This window comes from Flavobacterium amnicola (assembly GCF_004122165.1).
Taxonomy (GTDB): domain Bacteria; phylum Bacteroidota; class Bacteroidia; order Flavobacteriales; family Flavobacteriaceae; genus Flavobacterium; species Flavobacterium amnicola.
In genome coordinates, this window is record NZ_SBKO01000001.1 from 1 (window position 1) to 23,508 (window position 23,508).

Annotated in this window: 20 protein-coding genes and 1 tRNA gene; 10 read left to right on the forward strand and 11 right to left on the reverse strand. The window is 36.5% G+C overall.

The genetic code is table 11. The features are described from left to right. Nucleotides 1-747 precede the first annotated feature (747 nt). The 6 genes from EQG63_RS00005 to rlmF all read left to right on the forward strand — a co-directional run bounded on the left by EQG63_RS00005 (nucleotide 748) and on the right by rlmF (nucleotide 7,332). A complete protein-coding gene (locus tag EQG63_RS00005; RefSeq protein ID WP_129432976.1) occupies nucleotides 748-2,757 on the forward strand; it encodes a M43 family zinc metalloprotease in 2,010 nt (669 codons plus the stop codon). A 156-nt stretch (nucleotides 2,758-2,913) separates the two neighbouring features. Then, nucleotides 2,914-4,860, forward strand: coding sequence for a threonine--tRNA ligase (thrS, locus tag EQG63_RS00010; protein ID WP_129432978.1), 1,947 nt, complete (start codon nucleotides 2,914-2,916; stop codon nucleotides 4,858-4,860). Nucleotides 4,861-4,882: 22 nt separating this feature from the next. Further along, entirely contained in the window at nucleotides 4,883-5,431 is a 549-nt protein-coding gene (gene infC, locus EQG63_RS00015; RefSeq protein WP_129432980.1) for a translation initiation factor IF-3, read from the forward strand. 63 nt (nucleotides 5,432-5,494) lie between these two features. Then, nucleotides 5,495-5,692 (forward strand): 50S ribosomal protein L35, encoded by a 198-nt coding sequence (gene rpmI, locus EQG63_RS00020; RefSeq protein ID WP_129432982.1) that lies wholly within the window; start codon nucleotides 5,495-5,497, stop codon nucleotides 5,690-5,692. Between the two features lie 128 nt (nucleotides 5,693-5,820). Continuing rightward, nucleotides 5,821-6,165 carry a 50S ribosomal protein L20 gene (rplT, locus tag EQG63_RS00025; protein WP_026708677.1) on the forward strand — a complete coding sequence of 115 codons (345 nt, stop codon included), beginning with the start codon at nucleotides 5,821-5,823 and terminating at the stop codon, nucleotides 6,163-6,165. 267 nt (nucleotides 6,166-6,432) lie between these two features. Beyond that, nucleotides 6,433-7,332 (forward strand): 23S rRNA (adenine(1618)-N(6))-methyltransferase RlmF, encoded by a 900-nt coding sequence (gene rlmF, locus EQG63_RS00030; protein WP_129432984.1) that lies wholly within the window; start codon nucleotides 6,433-6,435, stop codon nucleotides 7,330-7,332. 1 nt (nucleotide 7,333) lies between these two features. On the opposite strand, the gene EQG63_RS00035 is transcribed toward rlmF, so the two are convergent. Together EQG63_RS00035 and EQG63_RS00040 are read right to left on the reverse strand one after the other, a co-directional pair. Further along, entirely contained in the window at nucleotides 7,334-8,176 is an 843-nt protein-coding gene (locus EQG63_RS00035) for an isoaspartyl peptidase/L-asparaginase (protein WP_129432986.1), read from the reverse strand. Nucleotides 8,177-8,275: 99 nt separating this feature from the next. Further along, nucleotides 8,276-9,148: a cyanophycinase gene (locus EQG63_RS00040; RefSeq protein ID WP_129435226.1), complete on the reverse strand. Its 873-nt coding sequence runs from the start codon at nucleotides 9,146-9,148 to the stop codon at nucleotides 8,276-8,278. A gap of 275 nt (nucleotides 9,149-9,423) precedes the next feature. On the opposite strand from EQG63_RS00040, the gene cphA reads away from it, so the two are divergent. Together cphA and EQG63_RS00050 are read left to right on the forward strand one after the other, a co-directional pair. After that, entirely contained in the window at nucleotides 9,424-12,048 is a 2,625-nt protein-coding gene (gene cphA, locus EQG63_RS00045) for a cyanophycin synthetase (RefSeq protein WP_129432988.1), read from the forward strand. Nucleotides 12,049-12,078: 30 nt separating this feature from the next. Further along, entirely contained in the window at nucleotides 12,079-12,825 is a 747-nt protein-coding gene (locus tag EQG63_RS00050) for a sterol desaturase family protein (RefSeq protein WP_129432990.1), read from the forward strand. Here the strand turns inward: EQG63_RS00050 and EQG63_RS00055 are convergent. From EQG63_RS00055 to tgt, 7 genes are all read right to left on the reverse strand, one after another. Then, on the reverse strand, nucleotides 12,815-13,726 hold the full coding sequence (locus EQG63_RS00055; RefSeq protein ID WP_129432992.1) for a glutaminase: 912 nt from the start codon (nucleotides 13,724-13,726) through the stop codon (nucleotides 12,815-12,817). The genes EQG63_RS00050 and EQG63_RS00055 overlap by 11 nt on opposite strands. Before the next feature lie 7 nt (nucleotides 13,727-13,733). Further along, nucleotides 13,734-14,990, reverse strand: a complete 1,257-nt coding sequence (locus tag EQG63_RS00060; RefSeq protein ID WP_129432994.1) for an asparagine synthetase B — start codon at nucleotides 14,988-14,990, stop codon at nucleotides 13,734-13,736. Between the two features lie 75 nt (nucleotides 14,991-15,065). Continuing rightward, entirely contained in the window at nucleotides 15,066-16,613 is a 1,548-nt protein-coding gene (gene dnaB / locus EQG63_RS00065; protein ID WP_129432996.1) for a replicative DNA helicase, read from the reverse strand. A 153-nt stretch (nucleotides 16,614-16,766) separates the two neighbouring features. Further along, on the reverse strand, nucleotides 16,767-17,720 hold the full coding sequence (locus tag EQG63_RS00070; protein WP_129432998.1) for an acetyl-CoA carboxylase carboxyltransferase subunit alpha: 954 nt from the start codon (nucleotides 17,718-17,720) through the stop codon (nucleotides 16,767-16,769). 128 nt (nucleotides 17,721-17,848) lie between these two features. After that, a complete protein-coding gene (locus EQG63_RS00075; protein ID WP_129433000.1) occupies nucleotides 17,849-18,727 on the reverse strand; it encodes a DMT family transporter in 879 nt (292 codons plus the stop codon). Then, on the reverse strand, nucleotides 18,714-19,820 hold the full coding sequence (locus tag EQG63_RS00080; protein WP_129433002.1) for an LptF/LptG family permease: 1,107 nt from the start codon (nucleotides 19,818-19,820) through the stop codon (nucleotides 18,714-18,716). The genes EQG63_RS00075 and EQG63_RS00080 overlap by 14 nt, the downstream gene beginning before the upstream one ends. Continuing rightward, nucleotides 19,820-20,950 carry a tRNA guanosine(34) transglycosylase Tgt gene (gene tgt, locus EQG63_RS00085; RefSeq protein ID WP_129433004.1) on the reverse strand — a complete coding sequence of 377 codons (1,131 nt, stop codon included), beginning with the start codon at nucleotides 20,948-20,950 and terminating at the stop codon, nucleotides 19,820-19,822. Before tgt ends, EQG63_RS00080 begins: the two co-directional genes overlap by 1 nt. A gap of 122 nt (nucleotides 20,951-21,072) precedes the next feature. Here tgt and EQG63_RS00090 point away from each other — a divergent pair, with 122 nt between their 5' ends. Continuing rightward, nucleotides 21,073-21,960, forward strand: a complete 888-nt coding sequence (locus EQG63_RS00090; protein ID WP_262707790.1) for a transketolase — start codon at nucleotides 21,073-21,075, stop codon at nucleotides 21,958-21,960. A gap of 4 nt (nucleotides 21,961-21,964) precedes the next feature. Then, complete coding sequence (locus tag EQG63_RS00095) at nucleotides 21,965-22,918, forward strand: transketolase family protein (RefSeq protein WP_129433008.1); 954 nt, start codon at nucleotides 21,965-21,967, stop codon at nucleotides 22,916-22,918. 145 nt (nucleotides 22,919-23,063) lie between these two features. Here EQG63_RS00095 and EQG63_RS00100 read toward each other — a convergent pair. After that, nucleotides 23,064-23,137: transfer RNA gene (locus EQG63_RS00100), tRNA-Thr, on the reverse strand. A 79-nt stretch (nucleotides 23,138-23,216) separates the two neighbouring features. Next, nucleotides 23,217-23,483 carry a hypothetical protein gene (locus EQG63_RS00105; protein ID WP_129433010.1) on the reverse strand — a complete coding sequence of 89 codons (267 nt, stop codon included), beginning with the start codon at nucleotides 23,481-23,483 and terminating at the stop codon, nucleotides 23,217-23,219. Nucleotides 23,484-23,508 lie beyond the last annotated feature (25 nt).

Genomic DNA, 23,508 nt, shown 5'->3' on the forward strand with positions numbered 1-23,508 from the left:
TTGCGGGGTGCAAAGATAACATCTTTATTTTTCCATTTCCAAATCTTTTTACAACTTTTTTGAAAGTTTTTTTTAAACCCTCATTTACAGTCACTTTTAAATTTGAATCAGTATTTTAAAGAACTTTGCTTTGTTTTGCAAACAACTTGTTGCTGATTGCGGGTGCAAAAGTAGTACTTCTTTTTAGCTTTCCTAATCTTTTTGAAACCTTTTTTAAATCTTTTTTTTGCTTGGTTAATTATCAGATAGTTACAAATACCGTGGATCAGGAAAAACTCACGAGGGACGCGTGAGGGATGGTAGCGGCATCCTTTTATAGTTGTCTTCGAGAACCTCAGACAACTTATAAAAGATACAGCGAACAGCCCGACCCGAAGGGACACGCCCAAATAAGAAATACACTTATATATAGTAGAAACAAAATAAACTTCTGAAAGAGGATTATACTGCATCTTATCAAATAAGAAAGAACAAGCACCAGCAATACTAGTACACAAATCAATCCAACTTATTTATATCTACATATTAGGATACTTCTGTGTGAGGGATAAAAGCGACATCCTTTTACGAAATGAAATGGAGGAAAAAGATATAGCGGATAGCCCGACCCAAAGGGACACGCTAAAAAAAAGAAATGTAATATACTATATATGTAATACTTACATTATAACCCTTGGAAAATGACTAATTCAAATATGTTTTATAACCTTTTTATGGCTACTTTCGCGCTGAAAATAAAAAAATAACATGAAAAAATTTACATTTTTAACACTAACCCTTTTCTCTTTTTCAATTTATGCTCAAGTCGATCATCATTGCGGACAAGAGAAATATCAAGAAAACCTTTACAACAATCACCCTGAATTACGCCCTGAAAACAATAAAGCTTTTAAAGATTTAGAAAGTTTTATAAAAGATTTCAAACCTGAGAGCGTGGAAAGTCAAAAAAATATAAATTCAAATTTACAAATCGGATACGACTATATCATTCCTGTCGTTGTACATGTTGTACATAAAGGAGGGATTGAAAATTTATCAGATGCCACTATTAAGAGATCTATAGATTTATTGAACCAGTTTTTTAGTGGAGTTACTGAAAACGATAGATTTAACGACCCTTTATTCGCTTCGATTAGAGGTGCCTACAACGGTAAAAAATTACATTTTGAATTAGCAAAATTTGACCCAAACGGTAACCCAACAAGCGGAATTACTAGAGACTTAGATGTAACCAATAGTAATAACGGATATGGCAATGCATTAAAATCGACCTATGGCTGGCCAAGAGAGAATTATTACAATATCTATATTGTTTCTCGTTTATCAGACACAAGCACCAGTTCTGGATTTGCAACATTCCCATCAGATGTTGCTTCAACTACAAACGCATACTTAGACGGTCAAGTTATGTGCTTTTGGGCGTATGGAGAACACACCAACATGTGGCAAAACTGGTATTACAACATCGCTCACGAAACAGGCCATTGGTTAAACCTTGCACATATATGGGCGTATAACGGAAACAATGGTGCTGCAACAAACTGTTTTGGTAGTGATGATTTTGTTACTGACACCCCTAAAACAAGAGGAAACAGCTTGTCTGATATGGATAATTTTCCTGGATTTTCCCATATAAGCTGTACAGGCATTGTGGATAATTACAACAATGTAATGGATTATACATCCTCTATTTACGGAATGTTTACTGTAGGACAGAAAAACAGAACTGAGGCCACTTTGAATTCAACCGTTTCAAGTCGAAATAATTTATGGTCTGCTGCGAATGTTTTAGCGAAACTATATGGCTGTACTACAGGAGTGGATTCCGACGGAGACGGAATTCCGAACACTTGTGACACATGTCCAAATGACATTTATAACGACAGTGATGGCGATGGCATATGCGATAGCGCGGATCAATGTCCAGGAAAACCAGACGTAAATTTAGATGCAAATCCAGCTAGTTCTGACGCTTGTGACGCTTTACTACCAATTATAGATTTTAACACGAATCCAATTTTGAGATATAGCGCAGATATTGAAGACAAAGGAGTACATTCTATTGATGATGGAGGAGCCACACTGCACACTTCCGTAAACGCCTGGAAAGCGATTGATGTAAACTACAACGTAACTGCCAATACGATTTTAGAGTTCGACTTCATGAGCACCATTGATGGTGAAAGACATGCTATTGGCATCGATAATGATTTGGTTGCGGGTCATACGTTATCTTTTAAATTATTCGGAAACAAAGCGATTCCTGATTCTGCAGCAAACATAAACACCTATAACACTTACACAGATGCTGATAAATACACTTACAAGCATTACAATATTCCAATAGGAACCTATTTTACAGGTCTTGCAAAGTATTTATTTTTCTCAAGTGAAAATGACACTTTTACAAATCCAGCTTGGACCGCAAGTATCTATCCTGGTGGCGGAAGCTTTAATGACGCCACTTCTTTTTTCAGAAATGTAAAAATCTACGAGCCGACTGTGCTAAGCTATCCCTCATTTACTAGCGAAAACCTACTTAAAATTATTTCAAAAAATTCTGAAATTAAGATTATTAGTAGCTCGACTATTTCCAATGTAGTCATTTTTGACTTACTCGGGAGAACTTTAATAAACAAATCCAATTGTCACTCCAAAGAAGTTTTGTTCAACAACATCAAATCTAACCAAGTTTTACTCGTTAAAGTGATATTAGAAGACAGAAGCACAACTACCCGAAAAATCATAACAGAATAACAAAAAAAAACCATCGTTTCTTCTCCTAAGATTCGATGGTTTTTAAATTAAAAGAAAAAACAACGGCTCTCTTTTTGAAGAAAATAAAAAACATCCCATATATATATTGTATGTGTTTTGTGAATGGCATATATTTGCGGACTTAAATTAACAATAATGATTAAGATTACTTTACCAGACGGTTCGGTTAGAGAGTACGCAAATGGTGTGACTCCTATGGATGTGGCTAAATCTATCAGTGAGGGTTTAGCAAGAAATGTTATTTCGGCTTCTTTTAATGGTACGACCATTGAAACAGAAACCCAATTAACAACCGACGGTAATCTTACCTTATATACATGGGATACTGCTGAAGGGAAAAAAGCATTTTGGCACTCGACTTCGCATGTAATGGCGCAAGCCTTGGAAGAATTATTCCCTGGAATCAAACTTACTATAGGTCCAGCTATCGAAAGAGGTTTTTACTATGACGTAGATTTTGGAGATAAAAAAATTACGGATGCTGATTTCAAAAAAGTAGAAGACCGTGTTTTAGAGATTGCTCGTGAAAAACATGAATTCAAAATGCGCAGCGCTACAAAAGCGGAGGCGTTGGAATTATATAAGGACAATGAATTCAAAACAGAATTAATTCAAAACCTAGAAGACGGAACGATTACCTTTTGTGATCACTCAACTTTTACTGATTTATGCCGTGGTGGACACATTCCAAATACAGGAATCATTAAAGCCATGAAAATCTTATCGGTTGCAGGAGCCTATTGGAGAGGTGATGAAAAAAATAAACAATTGACTCGTGTGTATGGAATCTCATTTCCAAAACAAAAAGAGTTAACGGAATATTTAGAGTTATTAGAAGAAGCAAAGCGTCGTGACCACAGAAAGCTTGGAAAAGAATTGGAATTATTCCATTTTTCACAACGTGTTGGTCAAGGTTTGCCATTATGGTTACCAAAAGGAGCTGCGTTACGCGATCGTTTGGAGCAGTTTTTAAAGAAAGCACAAAAGAAAGGCGGGTACGAACAAGTGGTTACACCTCATATTGGTCAAAAGGAATTATACGTAACTTCTGGGCATTATGCCAAATACGGAGCAGATAGTTTTCAACCTATTCACACTCCAGCAGAAGGCGAAGAGTTTTTATTAAAACCAATGAACTGTCCGCACCATTGTGAAATTTACAATGCAAGACCTTGGTCGTATAAAGATCTACCGAAACGTTATGCTGAATTTGGAACTGTATACCGTTATGAGCAATCGGGAGAATTACACGGTTTGACTCGTGTAAGAGGATTTACTCAGGATGATGCCCATATTTTTTGTACGCCAGACCAATTGGATTTAGAATTCAAAAAAGTAATTGACCTTGTATTATATGTATTTGGTTCCTTAGGATTCGAAAACTTTACTGCTCAAGTATCGTTACGTGATAAAGAAAACAGAGATAAATACATCGGTAGTGACGAAAACTGGGAAAAAGCAGAAAACGCCATTATCAATGCTGCCAAAGACAAAGACTTAAACTATGTTATTGAATATGGTGAAGCTGCCTTTTACGGACCGAAGCTAGACTTTATGGTAAAAGATGCTTTAGGCAGAAGTTGGCAGTTAGGAACGATTCAGGTAGATTACAACTTACCGGAGCGTTTCGACTTACATTATAAAGGTTCAGACAATGAATTACACCGACCGGTAATGATTCACCGAGCGCCTTTTGGTTCAATGGAACGTTTTATCGCAATTTTACTCGAGCACACTGGAGGAAATTTCCCACTTTGGTTAATGCCAGAACAGGCTATTATCCTATCTTTGAGTGAGAAATATGAAAATTATGCGAAAAAAGTTTCAGAATTGCTAGAAAATGACGAAATTCGCGCCCTAATTGACAACCGAAACGAAACAATCGGGAAGAAAATTAGAGAAGCTGAAGTACAGAAATACCCGTTTATGCTGATTGTTGGCGAGGAAGAAGAGAAAAACGGTACTGTTTCTGTAAGACGTCATGGTCAAGAAGGAAAAGGAAATATTACAATTAAAATAGAAGAATTTGCAGCACTTGTTAAAGAAGAAGTGAGCAAATCTTTAAAGTCATTTGATGTTTAACTAAAATTATAAAGTTATCGCAATTAGAAACAACAGAGGTTACCAACCTAGAGTAGAAAAAAAAGACGAACACAGAATTAACAATTTCATCCGTGTTCCAGAAGTACGCCTTGTAGGAGACAATGTAGAGCCAAGAGTTATTAAAACTTCGGAAGCACTACGTATGGCAGACGAACTAGATTTAGATTTAGTAGAGATTTCTCCAAACGCTGAACCACCAGTGTGTAAAATTATGGACTATAAAAAGTTCGTATACATGCAAAAGAAGCGTGAGAAGGAACTTAAAGCTAAAGCTACTCAAATTGTAATAAAAGAAATTCGTTTCGGACCTCAAACTGATGAGCACGATTACGAATTCAAAAAGAAAAATGCGGAGAAATTCCTAAAAGAAGGTTCAAAATTAAAAGCTTTTGTATTCTTCAAAGGACGTTCTATCATTTATAAAGAACAAGGTCAAATCTTATTATTAAGATTAGCACAAGATCTTGAAGAAGTAGGTAAAGTAGAAGCGATGCCTGTTCTAGAAGGAAAGAGAATGATTATGTTCATTTCTCCGAAAAAGAAAAAGTAAAGAGATTGCTTCGCAAACTCGCAAAGACAGTAAGTAAGTTAAATTAAATAAATTTGGGAAATTATGCCTAAAATGAAAACTAAATCTAGTGCTAAGAAACGTTTTAAAGTTACTGGTTCTGGAAAAATTAAAAGAAAGCATGCTTTCAAAAGTCACATTTTGACTAAAAAATCTAAAAAACGTAAATTAGCGTTGACACATTCAGCTCTAGTTCACGAAACAGATATGAAAAGCATCAAACAACAATTAAGAATTATCTAATCGACAATTTATTGTCAATTAACTAAGAATAATTCTTTAGGTTAAAAACAATTTAATAACCTTGGAGTATGGCCAATAAGTGTTCTTGATTAAATTCGAACCGCCTGCTACAAAAAAAAAGTAAAATTATGCCAAGATCAGTAAATTCAGTTGCTAAAAGAGCAAGAAGAAAAAAGATAATGAAGCAAGCCAAAGGTTTCTTTGGTCGTAGAAAAAACGTTTGGACAGTTGCTAAGAATGCGGTTGAAAAAGCAATGTGCTATGCATACCGTGATAGAAAAGTAAACAAGAGAAACTTCCGTGCTTTATGGATTCAACGTATTAACGCTGGAGCTCGTTTAGAAGGAATGTCTTACTCTCAGTTTATGGGTAAAGTAAAAAAGAACAACATCGAGTTAAACCGTAAGGTATTAGCTGATTTAGCGATGAACCACCCAGAAGCTTTCAAAGCTATTCTTAACAAAGTAAAATAATAAACGTTTAACAATATATTTAACTTACTTATTCAAAAGTCCCATTCGAAAGAGTGGGACTTTTTTTATATCTCAAATTTTCAGGAGCACAACCTTCCGTCCCCTTTCAGCCTTCACCCGCTGTCCGCTGCAATCTGTCATTGCGAGATAGCTTCGCCAACTCGCAATGACAGGATTTCCACTCCTATCGGGGCTACTCTACAAGCCGCAAACTTCTGAGCAACTTTCCTCAGAATTGCGTACTTTTACATCAAAATAATCGAATCCATGAAAACTATCGATACTTCAAAAAACTTGCACCCACGAAACAAACATAATTCCAATTATGACTTCAAAACCCTAATCGAAACCCTACCTGATTTAAAAGCCTTTGTTCACCCCAACAAATTCGGAAATGAAAGCGTAGATTTTGCTAATCCCGATGCCGTAAAAGCTTTAAACAAAGCCCTACTTCAGCATTTTTACAAAATTGCCTATTACGAATTACCACCAACAAATCTTTGTCCGCCCATTCCCGGCCGCGCCGATTATATTCATCATATCGCCGATTTATTAGCTAAAGGAATCAACGGTACCTTACCCACGGGAAGCGGTATAAAAATTTTAGATATCGGAACAGGAGCCAATGTTATTTATCCCATCATTGGACATCAGGAATACCATTGGACCTTTGTAGGAAGCGAAATTGACAAGCCAGCGATTGCTACCGCAAAAACAATCATTGAAAAAAACGGATTAAGCGAAGCCATTTCAATTCGCCAACAAGACAACAAACGAAACATATTAAAAGGAATTATACTTCCCGATGAAAAATTTGATTGTGTCATTTGCAATCCCCCCTTTCACAACTCTAAAGAAGAAGCAACCAAAGGAACACAACGCAAACTCAAAAACTTAGGGAAAGCAATAGAAGCCAAACCGACATTAAACTTCGGCGGACAAAACAACGAACTGTGGTGCGAAGGCGGCGAACTCGCTTTTATCACCAATATGATCTATGAAAGTGTGCATTTTAAAACCCAATGCAAATGGTTTACCTCGTTGGTTTCCAAAAAAGAAAACCTAAAACCACTCTTTACAGTCCTGAAAAAAGTTAAGGCTGAAGTGGAAATTATCGAAATGAATCAAGGCAATAAAACCAGTAGAATTCTAGCTTGGAAATTTTAGCTTAGTTAAAAACCTCGAATTTTTCTCCGTCAAAACTTGCAAAAACCATACTTGGATGCGAATCTTGGTGAAACATATTGCCGTCTTTATCAATCGCAATAGCTCCGGCAAAACCATCATACGGTTGTAACTCGTTAAATGTTTTTTCAAAGGCTTTTTCTAATGAAAATCCGTCGGTTACACGAGTAACAATTTTAGCAGCAGTAGCATTACTCACAATATCTTCTCCTACTCCTGTCAAACTTACGCCACAAAAAGCATTCGCATAATTGCCCGCTACCGTCGCCGAATCAGAAATACGACCTGGAATTTCAAATCCTTTTCCACCTGTAGAAGTGGCAGCAGCTAAATTTCCATTAGCATCCAAAGCCACACAACCTACCGTTCCGGTTCCAAGTGATTTTAGTTTCGCTTCATATTCGGCTCTACGCTGTGGTATTTCGGTCGAAAAAACGTCAAACCCGTGTTGTCTAGCAAAATGAGTAGCGCCACTTCCACCTAAAACTCTATCGTCAACACTCATCAAAACTTCCGCTACTTGAATCGGATTTTTAACCTCTTCAATATTAATCACACCACTCATTTTTTGCGTCACACCATCCATCAAAGAAGCACTCATACGGATTTTTCCGTCGCTTTGAATTTGAGATCCAATACCTGCATTAAACAACGCATCGTCTTCCAATAAAGAAACTGCAAACACAACCGTTTCAACCGCCGAATGATGTTGCAAATAGGCAAACGACTCTTTAGCAATTCGTTCTAAGGCATTTTGCTTGGCTAATTTGGTTTCGGCATTGGTAGAAGATTCGGAAAAAAAACCACCGTGGATTATTATTTTCATATAGAGTTAGGATTAATTAACAGGATGTTGGCTTCGAGAACCTCAGCCAACAAGTAACTAAGGCACTCGAATGGTAACTGAGGCTCTCGAAGTTACCAATTAAACATATTGCGACGAATGAATACTCATTTTATAAGTATCCAAATCGAACGTGTCATATTTACTCATTACATGCGTCACCAAATGTGAAATCGAAATTGGTTGTCCTAATTCTACTTGGGTTAAGTTCGTATCTTTAATTTCACGACCATCCACAAGAATCACAAGACCTGAACCAATTGCTTCCATCTTTTTCCCGTTTGTAATTAGTAAACCAGTATCTTCTCCCAAACCAATTCCTAATACTTTCGGATTTCCAACTACCGCTTGAAACAATCGTCCAATGCGACCACGTTGTACAAAATGGGTATCAATTACTACTCCATCAATCAAACCTAAACCAGAAGTTATTTTTACTTCCCCTTTCAATAAGGCTTCACTACTACTTCCTTGGTAAATCATACTGTTAGAAGCTGCAGCTGCTCCTGCCGAAGTTCCAGCATAAATGAAATCTTCATTATGATATTTGTTTAACAAAATCTCATCAAACTGTGTTCCTCCCAAAATAGAAGTCAAACGCAATTGATCACCACCTGTAAACATCACCACATCTGCTGCTTTTAATCGCGCTAAAACTTCAGGTTCTGTCGCTTGTTCTCTTTTTTCAATGTGTAAAACATCAACGTTATTCGCCCCTAAATAATTCAAGGCTTTGACATATTCTGGTCCAATTTCTCTAGGAATTTTAGAAGCGGTAGTAATCACTTCTATTCTAGATTCTTTTTTATGCTTTGATTCGTCAAGAATTCTTTTCAAAATTCCTTCCTCAAAAAAGTTTAAATTCTTCGCTGCATTTTTATCTATATCGGTCTCTGTAAAACTCCCTTTATCAACCGCACCGCCAATAATGACTAATTTTCCTTTTATATTCATGCGGTAAAAATAGCCAAAAAATGAATTTACACCAACCAATTTATAGGTTTTGAAGCAAAAGTTTTTCGGCACTTATCAACATTTTACCCGCTATTCGCTTTATCTTTTAATTGTCGAAACACTGTTCTACAATTAAAAGGATATCGCTACTATCGGGGCTAGTTTTCATAATTCCAATCATTTAGCACTTCTACAATAAATATTATCTCAAAAAAGTAGAAACCAATACTAAAATTTTCCTATTTTTAACAAAATCAATACAAAACCATCAGAAAATGAAAATAGATAAAATTCAAGCGTTACGTGGACCTAATATTTGGAGTGTAAAACGCAAAAAATTAATTCAAATGCGTTTGGACTTGGAAGAAATGGAGCAATTTCCAACGGACAAAATTGATGGTTTTAGAGAACGTATTGAAGCCATGTTCCCGACTATGATCGAACATCGTTGTTCAGAAGGATGTCGCGGTGGTTTTTTCATGCGCGTAGAACGTGGTACTTGGATGGGTCATGTTATTGAGCACATTGCGTTGGAAATCCAAACTCTTGCCGGAATGGAAACCGGTTTTGGACGCACTAGAGAAACCAAAACTCCTGGAGTATACAATGTGGTTTTCAGCTATACCGAAGAAAACGTGGGACTTTTTGCTGCCGAATCGTCTGTTAGAATCGCCGAAGCTTTAATCGCCGGAACGCCTTATGACGTAGAAGCTGATATTCAAAAAATGCGTGAAATTCGTGAACGCGTTCGTCTAGGTCCTTCCACAGGAAGTATCGTAGAAGAAGCCGTAGCCCGTGATATTCCTTGGATTCGTTTAGGGACAAATTCTTTAGTACAATTGGGATATGGTGTCAATCAAATGCGTTTTCAGGCTACTATCACTTGTAAAACTAGTAATATAGCCGTAGATATAGCTTGTAATAAAGAAGAAACCAAACGTATGTTAGAATTGGCTTCTATTCCTGTAGCGAGTGGTGGCATTTGTGTAGATGAAGAAGATTTAGAAAGCGTGATCAAAAAAATTGGCTATCCAATTGTGATAAAACCATTAGATGGTAATCACGGGAAAGGCGCTTCCATTAATGTCAAAAACTGGGAAGATGCTGTCGCTGGATTAGCCTATGCTAAAAATTATAGCCGTCGTGTCATCGTTGAAAAATTCATTACCGGTTTCGACTTTAGAGTCTTAATTATTGATAATAAATTGGTCGCAGCAGCCAAAAGAGAACCTGCTCACGTAAAAGGAGATGGCAATCACAACATTCAACAATTAATTGACGAAACCAATAAAGATCCACGCAGAGGTTACGGACACGAAAATGTCTTAACCCAAATTGATGTCGACAGAGATACTACTGATTTGTTAGAAAAATTAGGTTATACTCTAGAAACGGTTCCGATGAAAGATGAAATCGTTTATTTAAAATCGACTGCTAATTTAAGTACTGGCGGAACTTCCATCGATGTGACCGACATGATGCATCCTGAAAATATTTTCTTGTGTGAACGTATTTCAAGAGTGATTGGATTGGATGTTTGTGGCGTGGATATCATGGCCGAAAACCTAACGCAACCTTTAAAAGAAAACGGAGGTTGTATCTTAGAAGTAAATGCTGCACCAGGTTTCCGTATGCACTTGGCGCCTTCGGAAGGATTACCAAGAAACGTGGCAGCTCCAGTAATTGACATGCTGTATCCACCCGGAAAACCAAGTCGCATTCCGATTATAGCGATAACAGGAACCAATGGAAAAACGACCACTACCCGATTATTAGCGCATATTGTAAAAAATAATGGGTATAAAGTTGGATTTACGACTTCCGATGGTATTTATGTTCAAAACCACATGATGGAAAAAGGAGATACAACAGGGCCAATTTCTGCCGAATATATTTTAAAAGATCCTACTGTAGAATTTGCAGTTTTAGAAACCGCTCGTGGTGGAATTTTACGCGCCGGACTAGGTTTTAGCCGTTGCGATATCGGTATTATCACCAACATCCAAGAAGACCATTTGGGATTATCTGATATTCACACGCTAGATGATTTGGCTAGAGTAAAAGCGACTGTTGTGAGAAGTGTTAAAAAAGATGGTTGGGCAATTTTGAATGCCGAAGACGAGCAATGTTTGAAAATTGCCAATCTATTGGATTGTAATGTGGCATATTTTGCCATGAATGAAGACAATCCCGTGGTTCAAAAATTTGCCAAAGAAGGTAAAATTGTAGCCGTTTATGAAAATGGGTTTATTACTATCAAAAAAGGCGAATGGAAAATTAGAGTTGAAAAAGCAACTCACGTTCCTCTAACCCTTGGAGGGAAAGCCAAATTTATGATCGCCAATGCCTTAGCAGCCACTTTAGCTGCTTATTTACAAGGTTTCAAAACAGAAGATATTAGTTTGTCTTTACAAACTTTCATTCCGAGTGCTGCACAAACACCAGGAAGAATGAATATTTTCGAATTCAAAAAATTCAAAGTATTGATTGATTTCGCTCACAATCCTGCAGGATATCGTGGCGTAGAAGAATATTTAAGTAGTGTACAAGCGACTAAAAAAATCGGAATTATAGCCGGTGTGGGTGATCGTCGTGACGAAGACATTAAAGAATGTGCCAAAATTGCTGGAAGAATGTTTGACCACATTATTATTCGTCAAGAAAAGCATTTACGTGGCCGAACCGAGGAAGAAATTAATAATATCATTTTAGCTGGAATTGCAGAAAGTGGTAAAAATGTAACAACCGAAATTATATCCATTGAAGTGGAAGCTTTGAAACATGCGATGGATAATGCGGAAGATGGAAGTTTTATCACCGCTTTAAGCGATGTGATCAATAACGCAATCGAAACGGTACAAGAATATTTAGACAAAGAAAATGAAGAAGGAGCGGTTTAACCGTTCTTTCTTTTAAATAAAAATGAAGCTATGAATTTTGAAGTTGACATTTGGTTAAAGTCATTGACGAATATTTCGGTGCGTTATTTCTTATTGGCGAGCATCACTTTTTTAATTTTTTATATCCTTTTTCCGAAAGTATTTGAGAAAATTAAAATCCAGAAGAAGTTTCCAAAAAAAGATAATTATTACCGCGACATTGGCTATTCTGTTGTTTCAATGCTCATTTTTGCCACTATGGCTTATTTGTGTTTTACCGCTTTGCGACCGTATAACAATATCAATTATGGTCCGATAATTAATCCGTATTGGTTTGCCTTGAGTTTTGTTTGGATGTTTTTCTTACACGACACTTATTTTTATTGGTGTCACCGCGCCATGCATCATCCGATTTTATATCGAAAAGTACATTTAATTCATCATAAATCGACCAATCCTTCTCCGTGGACAGCCTATGCTTTTCATCCTTTGGAAGCCGTTTTAGAAGCTGGAATTGTTCCTTTAGTCGCATTTACTGTACCAGTTCATCGTACTGCATTCTTTATTTTTATGCTTTTCCAAATCATCTATAATGTCTATGGTCATTTAGGCTATGAGTTATACCCTAAAAATTTTCATAAAACATGGATTGGAAAGTGGGTCAACACTAGTGTTGCACACAACCAACATCATAAATCTTTCTTTGGCAATTACGGTTTATATACCTTAATTTGGGACCGATGGTTGGGCACCGTTCGAGAAGATTATGATTCCACCTATGAAGCAGTTAAAAAATAGAAAGTCCTGTTTTAGTAGTTAATTGTTCCAAAGCAAACATACCTAATTCAGAATTTCCGTTAGAATTTAATCGTGGACTCCAAGTCGATACTATAAATTGTTTGGGCATTAATGCTACGATTCCACCGCCAACACCACTTTTTCCAGGCAAACCAACACGATACGTAAACTCGCCCGATTCATCATAAAATCCGCAGGTTTGCATTAGGGCGTTCATTCGCTTAATTTGACTCTGATTTAAAATCTGAATTCCTTTTTGCGTTAACCCTTCATTAGCAAAAAAGAAAAAAGCATGGTTTAATTCATGGCAAGACATACTAATGGAACATTGATGAAAATAAAAATCCAATACTTCCTCTACATCATTTTTAATATTTCCGAACGATTTCAGAAAATTGGCTAAAGCGGCATTTCGATAACCTGTATTTTTCTCCGATTGTGCTACTTTTTCATCGAAATTGATGGTTGAAATTCCAGAAGTCGTTCGAATAAAATCAAGAAAATCTTGCTTCGGATTTTTAAGTCCCGAAACCAACATGTCGGCAATAACCAATGCGCCAGCATTAATAAATGGATTGCGCGGAATGCCTTTTTCATATTCCAACTGCACCAATGAATTGAAAGCACTTCCGGAGGGCTCTACTCCAACTCTTTTCCATATTTCTTCTCCATACAGCGAAAAGGCAAGTGTTAAGGACAAGGCTTTTGAAACCGATTGAATCGAAAAACGTTCATTGGAATCACCAATTCCGAAATTATCACCATTTATGGTAGTCAAACTAATTCCGAATTTATCGGGATGTACATTTGCTAATTCTGGGATATAGGTGGCAATATTCCCAATCTTGGGTTGCACCAATGATTCCTGATAAATTTCCTGGAGAATATTTTGGTAATTCATAAACGGGTTACGTTTTTTGATGTTTCTTTTTCGCCGCTGGAAAAAGAATGTTGTTTAAGATCAATCGGAATCCTGGAGAATTAGGATGCAAATTCAAATCAGTTGGTTCATCACCTACTCGGTGTTGGTAATCTTCAGGATCGTGTCCTCCATAAAAAGTAAAAAATCCTTTCCCTTTTTGCGCATGAATATAGCGCGCTTCACCATTAATTTGACATTCGCCCATGACAAGCACATTCGATTTTATCAAGTTTCTATCGAAAGCAGTACTTTGTCCCATAAAACCTTTTACTAAAGCTGTATGGTTCTGACATAACATACTCGGAATAACATCCCATTTGGCTGAAAATTCCATCAGTGTGAAATAATCTTTTTCAAAAGGAACAATTCTTTTCTCGGTCATATCGATGGAAGAAAACTCATAATGCTCGGGTTTTCGATCTAAAATAAAATCTTTGAAAGCAAAGGTCTTTGTAAAATCAATTTTTTGCTGATAATTGGCTTCGCTTGGATCTCCATCAAACATGGTTTCGCAAATATCTACCCCTTCAGCGGCTAAGGCTATATCAAAACTATCAGTCGCCGAACACATGGCAAACATAAATCCGCCACCAATCACAAAATCTCTAATTTTTTGAGCAACAGCCAATTTTTCTTGTGACACTTTAGCATAACCTAACTTTGCAGCCAACGCTTCTGCGTCTTTTTTGTGTTCAATATACCAAGGCATATTTCTATAATTGGCATAAAACTTTCCGTATTGTCCTGTAAAATCTTCGTGATGTAAATGCAACCAATCGTATAAAATGAGTTGATCGCTCAGTACTTCTTCATCATATACTACTTTGAAAGGAATTTCTGCATAGGTCAACACCATGGTTACCGCATCATCCCAAGGCTGTTTCCCTGGGGGTGAATACACGGCAATTTTGGGTGCTTTTTCCAAAATAACCGTTTCCATGTTTTGGGAGGGAGACGATATATCAGCCAATATTTGTTGACTTTCGGCATCGGAGAGCACTTCAAAACTGACGCCTCGAATTTGACATTCTTTTCTTATTTCGGAAACATCAGGCAATAAAAAAGAGCCACCACGATAGTTTAACAACCAACTTCCTTTATATCCTTTATCCAAAACCCAATAGGTAATTCCATACGCTTTTAAATGATTCTTTTGAGAAGTTTCATCCATAGGAATAAGAATGGAATTACCAAAAACCGGTAATCCCACCAAAAAAAGGAATAAATAAAGTAGTTTTTTCATGTGTAGTACAAATCGAACACTATACCAAAGATACATTTTTGCATAAAAAAATCCCAATAAATCGGGATTATATTTTTAAAATGGGACATCACTGTCGTCATCGAAATTGTTGAGATTACTTCCAAAAGCTTCATTTGGTGTGGGTAGATTTGGCGTAATAAACGGATTGTGATCGTCCAAATTCATTTTAGACGGTAAATCACCATATCCCGTTGAAAAATCATCAAGATTATCAAACTTACCTAGATTACCAATGAATTTCAAGCGGATATTTTCCAAACTACCATTACGGTGTTTCGCAATAATGAATTCGGCTTGTCCTTGTGTTGGAGAATGCTCATCATCATCCCATTCGTCAATTTTATAATATTCCGGACGGTAAATAAAGGATACAATATCGGCATCTTGCTCAATTGCTCCCGATTCACGAAGGTCAGAAAGCAAAGGTCTTTTACTAGATCCACGAGTTTCTACCGCACGCGATAACTGAGATAACGCAATCACGGGAACTTCTAATTCTTTCGCTAATGCTTTCAAGTTTCGGGAAATAGTCGAAATTTCTTGCTCACGATTTCCAGGACCTTTTCCACTTCCGCCAGCTGTCATTAACTGAAGGTAATCGACAATAATCATTTTAATATCGTGTTGCGATTTCAAACGACGCGCTTTCGCACGTAAATCGAATATAGAAAGTGAAGGCGTATCATCAATAAACAATGGTGCTTTTTCTAAGTCACGTACTTTTACCGAAAGTTGCTCCCATTCGTGTTTTTCTAATTTTCCGGTTCTTAATTTTTCAGAAGACAATCCTGTTTCCGAAGAAATTAAACGCGTAATTAACTGTACCGATGCCATCTCCAGCGAGAAAACCGCCACCGCTTGATTGAACTGAATGGCCATATTTCGAGCCATAGACAATACAAATGCCGTTTTACCCATACCTGGACGAGCCGCAATAATAATTAAATCGGAAGGTTGCCAACCCGAAGTCACTTTATCTAAAGCATGAAATCCAGTAGCCACACCACTCAATCCTTCTTTACTTGCAATTTGCTCGATACGTTTTTTCGCTTGAATTACTAAACTTTGAGCTGTTTCCGAGCTACGTTTAATATTTCCTTGTGTTACTTCGTACAGTTTCGATTCGGCTTTGTCTAACAAATCGAAAACATCGGTGCTTTCGTCGTAGGATTCTTCAATAATTTCAGAAGAAATTTTAATCAAACTACGTTGAATGTGTTTTTGAAGAATAATTCTAGAGTGAAACTCGATGTGAGCTGAAGACGATATTTTTTGCGTCAGCTGAATTAAGTAAAAATCGCCACCCGCCAAATCCAGTTTGGCCATTTTTTTCAACTGAGCCGAAACTGTTAATAAGTCAATTGGTTGCGAATCGTTGAACAACGTTACGATAGCTTCAAAAATATGCTTGTGTGCCTCTTTGTAAAAAGCATCCGGTTGTAAAATATCGATAACCTCATCTACCCCTTTTTTATCAATCATCATCGCTCCCAACACCGCTTCTTCAAGGTCTAGCGCTTGTGGAGGTAACTTTCCTTTTTCTAGGTTAATAATCGTAGTCTTATCTACTTTAACCGGGTTAATATTTCTGAGGTTTTCCATGTTGCGAATGTAGTCTATATTATGCGGAAGTCGAAGAAAAAACAATCCTTAATATGTTAATAACTCCTGTTGATAACTTTTATTTTCTGTTAACATCCAAAAAAAAATCCGAAACCATAGGGGCTTCGGATTTTATATTCTAAAATGATATTTTTACTCATTAAAATGCCCCATCTTACTGTATTTGTCCATTCTCTGGGCTACTAAATCAGTTGTTGATAAGTCTTTCAATTCATTAAACCCTTTCATCACATATTCTTTTACGTTTTTGAAAGCTGTTTCTTTATCATAATGCGCTCCACCTAATGGTTCAGGAATCACTCCATCCACTAAATTTTGAGCCAACATATCTTTTGAAGTTAATTTTAAGGCATCGGCTGCTTTTTCTTTGTACTCCCAGCTTTTCCATAAAATAGACGAACAAGACTCTGGAGAAATAACAGAATACCAAGTGTTTTCCATCATTAATACTTTGTCACCCACACCTATTCCTAAGGCTCCACCCGAAGCACCCTCTCCGATAATCACACAAATGATAGGCACTTTAAGACGTACCATTTCTAGGATATTACGAGCGATGGCTTCTCCTTGTCCTCTTTCTTCCGCTTCAATTCCAGGAAACGCTCCCGGAGTATCGATTAACGTTAGTACAGGTACATTGAATTTTTCAGCCATTTTCATTAAACGTAAGGCTTTACGATACCCTTCAGGATTGGCCATACCGAAATTACGCAACTGGCGCATTTTCGTATTGATTCCTTTTTGCTGACCGATAATCATAAACGATTGGTTGTCAATTTTTCCAAGACCACCCACCATTGCTTTATCGTCTTTAAAATTACGATCACCGAAAAGTTCTAAGAAATTACCATCTGTTAAATTGGTAATATGCTCTAACGTGTACGGACGGTTAGGATGACGAGACAATTGAACACGTTGCCAAGCGGTAAGATTTCCGTAGATTTCTTTCTTGGTTTCTTCCATTTTGTCAACAATCTTTTTACAAGCATCCGTTACGTCTACATTAGATTCTTGACCAATAAGTTGGCACTTCTCTAACTGCTCTTCTAATTCTTTTATAGGTAGTTCAAAATCTAAATATTCCATAAGATTTTTAATTTTTAATTCTGATTTGAATCAACAAAGATAAAATTTTCAATTGAGTTTGAAAGTATAATTTGAGTTATTGTACCTTTTGATTCCTATACCACTCAATATGAAGTAATTATCAAGATTTACTTACTCTTATTTTTTAAAATTCCGTTTAAAATTACTGTGGAGAGAATAATTACTGCTCCAATATAAAACTGACTATTCATTTGTTCCTTTTCACCAAATACGATAAGTGCCAAAATGATTCCGTAAATAGGCTCCAAATTAATGGTCAGCATTACAGTATAAGGACTTAAATATTTCATTACCGCAACAGAAGCGATAAAAGCATAGGCAGTACAAACAGAACTCAGCACCATTAGCCAAATAAAATCGTTGGTAGAAAGCTGGAAAAAGGAAATAGAAAAACTGCCTTTGAACATTAAAAACAACGAAAAGAATAAAACACCTCCTAGTAATTCATAAAAAGATATTACAGAGGAATCATATTCTTTGGCAAATTTTCCATTGATAATTGAAAACGAGGCCGATAAAAATGCAGAGGTTAAGGCTAAAATAATTCCGTAAATATATTTTCCTTCCACTTGAAAAATCAAATACAAACCTGCAATGACAATTAATCCGAAGAATACCTCATAAAGGATTACTTTTCTTTTGAAAAAAATAGGCTCCAATATCGAGGTAAAAAAAGCACCGGTAGACAAACAAGCCAAGGTTACCGATATATTGGAAACTTTTATGGCTTCAAAAAAGGTAAACCAATGCAAGGCTATAATTAGTCCTGCCACCAAAAGCTTGAGTATCGTTTGATAGTTAAGTCGCAGTGAATTTTTTTTAAACGCGATATACACTCCGATAAAGAGAACCGCAAAAAACATTCGAAACCAAACTAGAGGAAGTGCATCTAAGGTAATTAATGCGCCCAAAACAGCGGTAAATCCCCAAATAAAAACAATTAAATGAAGGTGTAAATAACTATTAAGATTTTTATCGTTTGGCATTTTTTAGTAAATAATAGGCTAAAATCCCGAATACAATATTTGGAATCCAAACTGCTATAAAAGGTGAAAAATCTGATTTTTCAGCCATTGTTCCGAAAATTTTATCTAAAAACACGTAGCTAAACGCGACACCAATACCAATGGCTAAATTAATACCCATTCCGCCGCGACGTTTCATGGAAGAAACGGCAACCGCAATAATGGTTAAGATAAATGCTGATATTGGAATCGTATATTTTCTATATTTTACTACTAAATAGGTGTTGATGTTTGACGATCCTCTTTTTCGTTCTTTTTCAATAAACTTATCCAGTTCATTGGGCATCAAAGTTTCGGCAATGTACACCACAGGAGTTAAATCTTCTATTTCGAAATTGAACTTCATAGATTTGCTCATTTCCGATTCTAATTTATCGTCAAGCTCACCTACGGTTCTTTTCGTATAGTTCATCAAGGTATAATTTTTTTGTTTTTCATTATACTCAATAGAACTTGCAGTAATTTTATAGATCAGTTTTTCTTTGTCAAACTTTTCCAACACAAAGTTATAAGCTGTATTGTTTTCGATATTTAAATTACTTGCATAAATAAATTCACTATCACTTATTTGTCGAAAAACGTCATTGGTTTTTCGCATTTCCTCTTTTCCGCCACCCGTTAAATACGTATATCTGAAAGTCTTAAAACCTTCACTGGCTTTTGGTACGAGGAAAAAACCCATCAACAAAGCCAGTAACGACACAATAGTCGCTCCAACAATATAGGGTCTTAAAAAGCGTTGAAAGGAAATACCCGAACTTAAAATGGCAACAATTTCGGTGTTATTGGCTAACTTAGAAGTAAACCAAATAATGGAAAGGAATAAAAATATAGGAAAAAGCAGGTTGGCAAAATAAATGATAAAATCTAAGTAATATTCGGCAACATTAATAAAAGGGACATTGTTTTCAAGTATTCTATTAATTTTTTCCGAAACATCTAAAGTAATTCCAATAGGAATAAACAACAATAACATGATGAAAAAGGTGGCTAAATACCTTTTCAAAATGTACTTATCAATTATCGTTAATTTTGAAAAAAGTGCTTTGAACATTATAAACGTTGGCTCATTTGTTTTACCATTTTTTCTTTCCACTCGCGGAAATCTCCCGCTAAGATATGCTTTCTAGCTTCACGAACCAACCACATGTAAAATCCGAGATTGTGAATCGTGGCAATTTGTTTTCCTAAGTATTCATCGGCTGCAAATAAATGTCGTAAATACGCTTTAGTATATTCGGTATCGACAAAGGTGTGTCCCATTTCATCGACTGGAGAAAAATCATCGGCCCATTTTTTATTTTTGATATTGATGGTTCCATGTGCTGTAAATAACATTCCGTTTCGTGCGTTACGCGTTGGCATCACACAATCGAACATATCAATTCCTAAGGCAATATTTTCTAAAATATTAATCGGAGTTCCTACTCCCATTAAGTAACGTGGTTTGTCTTCTGGAAGAATTGCCGTAACGACTTCCGTCATCGCGTACATTTCCTCTGCAGGCTCCCCTACTGATAATCCACCAATAGCATTTCCAACCGCACCTGCATTGGCAATATATTCGGCCGATTGTTGTCTTAAATCTTTATAAGTACTCCCTTGTACTATCGGGAAAAAAGCTTGATCATAGCCATATTTCGTTGGTACTTTATCTAAATGTGCAATACAACGATCCAACCAACGGTGCGTCATGTGCATACTGCGTTTTGCATAACGATAATCGCATGGATACGGTGTACATTCGTCAAATGCCATGATAATATCAGCACCAATGGTACGTTGAATTTCCATCACATTTTCAGGTGAAAAGAAATGATACGAACCATCAATATGTGATTTGAATTTTACTCCTTCTTCTTTAATCTTTCTATTAGCTGAAAGCGAATACACTTGATACCCTCCAGAATCGGTCAAAATATTACGATCCCAATTCATAAATTTATGCAAACCACCTGCTTTTTCAAGAATTTCGGTTTGTGGACGTAAGTATAAATGATAGGTATTCCCTAAAATGATATCGGGGTTAATTTCTTCTTTTAATTCTCTTTGGTGTACTCCTTTTACCGAAGCTACGGTTCCTACAGGCATAAAAATAGGAGTTTCGATAACTCCATGATCGGTGGTAATACTCCCCGCTCTAGCTTTGGTTTGCGGGTCTTTTGCTAATAAATCAAACTTCATATTGGTTCTCTTCCTAAATTTTGATTGGCAAAGATATGCAAAGTTACGTTAGCCTCGAAATTTCAGGAAGAAGTTAGAAGTTTTTTAACAACGATTCTCATTTTGATTTGGCAGTCGATAAAATTAGAAGTAATTTTGACGTACTTAATAAAAATACATTTAAAATGTCTGACATTCAACAACTAAAAGATTTTACAACACAAGTAAGAAGAGACATTCTTCGCATGGTACATGCTGTAAATTCAGGTCACCCAGGAGGTTCTCTAGGCTGTGCCGAATTTTTTACAGTACTCTACCAACACCTAATGAAACGAAATGCAGGATTTGACATGAACGGCGTGGGCGAAGATTTATTCTTCCTTTCCAATGGACATATTTCTCCTGTTTTTTATTCTGTATTAGCACGTAGTGGCTATTTCCCTGTTAAAGAATTGGCAACGTTCCGTAAGTTAAATTCAAGGTTGCAAGGACACCCAACAACACATGAAGGTTTAGAAGGAATCCGTATGGCTTCCGGATCTTTAGGTCAAGGTTTATCAGTTGCGATTGGTGCCGCTCAAGCAAAAAAATTGAACAAAGACAACCACTTGGTTTATGCATTAACTGGTGATGGTGAATTACAAGAAGGACAAAACTGGGAAGCGATTATGTATGCTTCTGCTAAAAAAGTGGACAACCTTATTGCGACAGTCGATTTAAACGGACAACAAATTGATGGTTCTACAGATGATGTATTGTGCATGGGAAGTGTGAAAGCTAAATTTGAGGCGTTTGATTGGGAAGTAGTTGAAATAAATGAAGGAAACAATATAGAAGCCATTATAGCTGGAATGACAGAAGCCAAATCGAAAGCAGGCAAAGGCAAACCGGTTTGTGTTTTATTGCATACTGAAATGGGGAATGGTGTCGATTTTATGATGCATACTCACGCTTGGCACGGAAAAGCACCTAGTAATGAACAATTGGAAAATGCTTTAAACCAGAATCCAGCAACTTTAGGAGATTATTAAGATTATGAAAAAATATACAAATCAAGGAAGTAAAGATACTCGTTCTGGTTTTGGAGCGGGAATGACCGAATTAGGTCAAAAGAACGAAAATGTAGTGGCGCTTTGTGCCGATTTAATTGGTTCATTAAAATTTGATGATTTCAAGAAAAATCATCCAGAGCGTTTCTTCCAAATCGGAATTGCAGAAGCCAACATGATTGGTATTGCAGCGGGTTTAACTATTGGAGGAAAAATTCCATTTACAGGAACATTCGCAAACTTTTCTACAGGACGTGTGTACGATCAAATTCGTCAATCGGTGGCTTATTCTGATAAAAACGTAAAAATATGTGCTTCTCATGCTGGTTTGACTTTAGGAGAAGACGGCGCTACGCATCAAATTTTAGAGGATATCGGTTTAATGAAAATGTTACCTGGAATGACGGTAATCAATACGTGTGATTACAATCAAACCAAAGCGGCAACTTTGGCATTAGCAGATCATCATGGTCCAGCGTATTTACGTTTTGGTCGTCCAGTAGTACCAAACTTTACTCCTGCTGATGAACCATTCGTAATTGGAAAAGCCATCATGCTAAACGAAGGAACTGATGTTACCATTGTAGCGACTGGTCATTTGGTTTGGGAAGCTTTAATCGCTGCTGAAGCCTTAGAAGCCAAAGGTATTTCTGCTGAAGTAATCAACATTCATACGATTAAACCATTGGATGACGAAGCGATTTTAAAATCGGTAGCCAAAACAGGTTGTATCGTTACCGCTGAAGAGCACAACATCTTGGGCGGACTTGGAGAAAGTGTGGCTAGAGTATTAGCCTTAAACAGTCCGAAACCACAGGAATTTGTTGCGGTGAATGACAGCTTCGGTGAATCAGGAACGCCAGAACAATTAATGGAAAAATACAAGCTAAACAATCAAGCGATTGTGGAAGCGGTAGAAAGAGTCATCAAGAGAAAATAATTCTTGATAAAATAAAAAAAGAAGCTGTCTCAAATAAATTGAGGCGGCTTTTTTTGTTTAGAGACATATCACATACTCGCAAATAAAAAATAGTTATTCCTTAAAACGAAAAAAGGTTTCCGTTATGGAAACCTTTTTTATTAAGAGCCGATAGAGGGACTCGAACCCACGACCTGCTGATTACAAATCAGCTGCTCTAGCCAGCTGAGCTACACCGGCGACTCAATTCGAGTGCAAATATAAAATTGAAAATTTAATTTCCAAAAGAAAAATGCACTTTTTTTCGTCTATTTTTTAATTAAAGCGCGTTGATTTTATCAACTAATTGATTCGCAGCAACTTCTAAATCTTTATTAATTTGTTTGAAGTGTGCTTTTTTATTTTCAACATTTTTAGCGTTTACTTTTGCAACTAATCCATCAAAAGTACGGATCGCTTCGTCAATAATTGCATTTGTTTCTTCAGTAGGTTTTCCTGTTGAAGTCATCTCGTATAAATAAACTGCTTCAATAATATCACCTATTACGAAGTTGATGTCTTTTTTTAAGTTTTTAACACTTCCCATTTTTATGAATTTTAAATTTCGGTTG

What these genes read in the sequence shown, in the direction of transcription:
- EQG63_RS00035 (WP_129432986.1), bottom strand. Translation starts at nt 8,176, where the DNA reads ATGAAAATAATAATCCACGGTGGTTTTTTTTCCGAATCTTCTACCAAT.
- EQG63_RS00095 (WP_129433008.1), top strand. Translation starts at nt 21,965, where the DNA reads ATGAAAAAATATACAAATCAAGGAAGTAAAGATACTCGTTCTGGTTTT.
- cphA (WP_129432988.1), top strand. Translation starts at nt 9,424, where the DNA reads ATGAAAATAGATAAAATTCAAGCGTTACGTGGACCTAATATTTGGAGT.
- rlmF (WP_129432984.1), top strand. Translation starts at nt 6,433, where the DNA reads ATGAAAACTATCGATACTTCAAAAAACTTGCACCCACGAAACAAACAT.
- EQG63_RS00005 (WP_129432976.1), top strand. Translation starts at nt 748, where the DNA reads ATGAAAAAATTTACATTTTTAACACTAACCCTTTTCTCTTTTTCAATT.
- rplT (WP_026708677.1), top strand. Translation starts at nt 5,821, where the DNA reads ATGCCAAGATCAGTAAATTCAGTTGCTAAAAGAGCAAGAAGAAAAAAG.
- EQG63_RS00050 (WP_129432990.1), top strand. Translation starts at nt 12,079, where the DNA reads ATGAATTTTGAAGTTGACATTTGGTTAAAGTCATTGACGAATATTTCG.
- EQG63_RS00055 (WP_129432992.1), bottom strand. Translation starts at nt 13,726, where the DNA reads ATGAATTACCAAAATATTCTCCAGGAAATTTATCAGGAATCATTGGTG.
- tgt (WP_129433004.1), bottom strand. Translation starts at nt 20,950, where the DNA reads ATGAAGTTTGATTTATTAGCAAAAGACCCGCAAACCAAAGCTAGAGCG.
- EQG63_RS00070 (WP_129432998.1), bottom strand. Translation starts at nt 17,720, where the DNA reads ATGGAATATTTAGATTTTGAACTACCTATAAAAGAATTAGAAGAGCAG.
- EQG63_RS00040 (WP_129435226.1), bottom strand. Translation starts at nt 9,148, where the DNA reads ATGAATATAAAAGGAAAATTAGTCATTATTGGCGGTGCGGTTGATAAA.
- EQG63_RS00105 (WP_129433010.1), bottom strand. Translation starts at nt 23,483, where the DNA reads ATGGGAAGTGTTAAAAACTTAAAAAAAGACATCAACTTCGTAATAGGT.
- rpmI (WP_129432982.1), top strand. Translation starts at nt 5,495, where the DNA reads ATGCCTAAAATGAAAACTAAATCTAGTGCTAAGAAACGTTTTAAAGTT.
- EQG63_RS00060 (WP_129432994.1), bottom strand. Translation starts at nt 14,990, where the DNA reads ATGAAAAAACTACTTTATTTATTCCTTTTTTTGGTGGGATTACCGGTT.
- thrS (WP_129432978.1), top strand. Translation starts at nt 2,914, where the DNA reads ATGATTAAGATTACTTTACCAGACGGTTCGGTTAGAGAGTACGCAAAT.
- EQG63_RS00075 (WP_129433000.1), bottom strand. Translation starts at nt 18,727, where the DNA reads ATGCCAAACGATAAAAATCTTAATAGTTATTTACACCTTCATTTAATT.
- EQG63_RS00080 (WP_129433002.1), bottom strand. Translation starts at nt 19,820, where the DNA reads ATGTTCAAAGCACTTTTTTCAAAATTAACGATAATTGATAAGTACATT.
- dnaB (WP_129432996.1), bottom strand. Translation starts at nt 16,613, where the DNA reads ATGGAAAACCTCAGAAATATTAACCCGGTTAAAGTAGATAAGACTACG.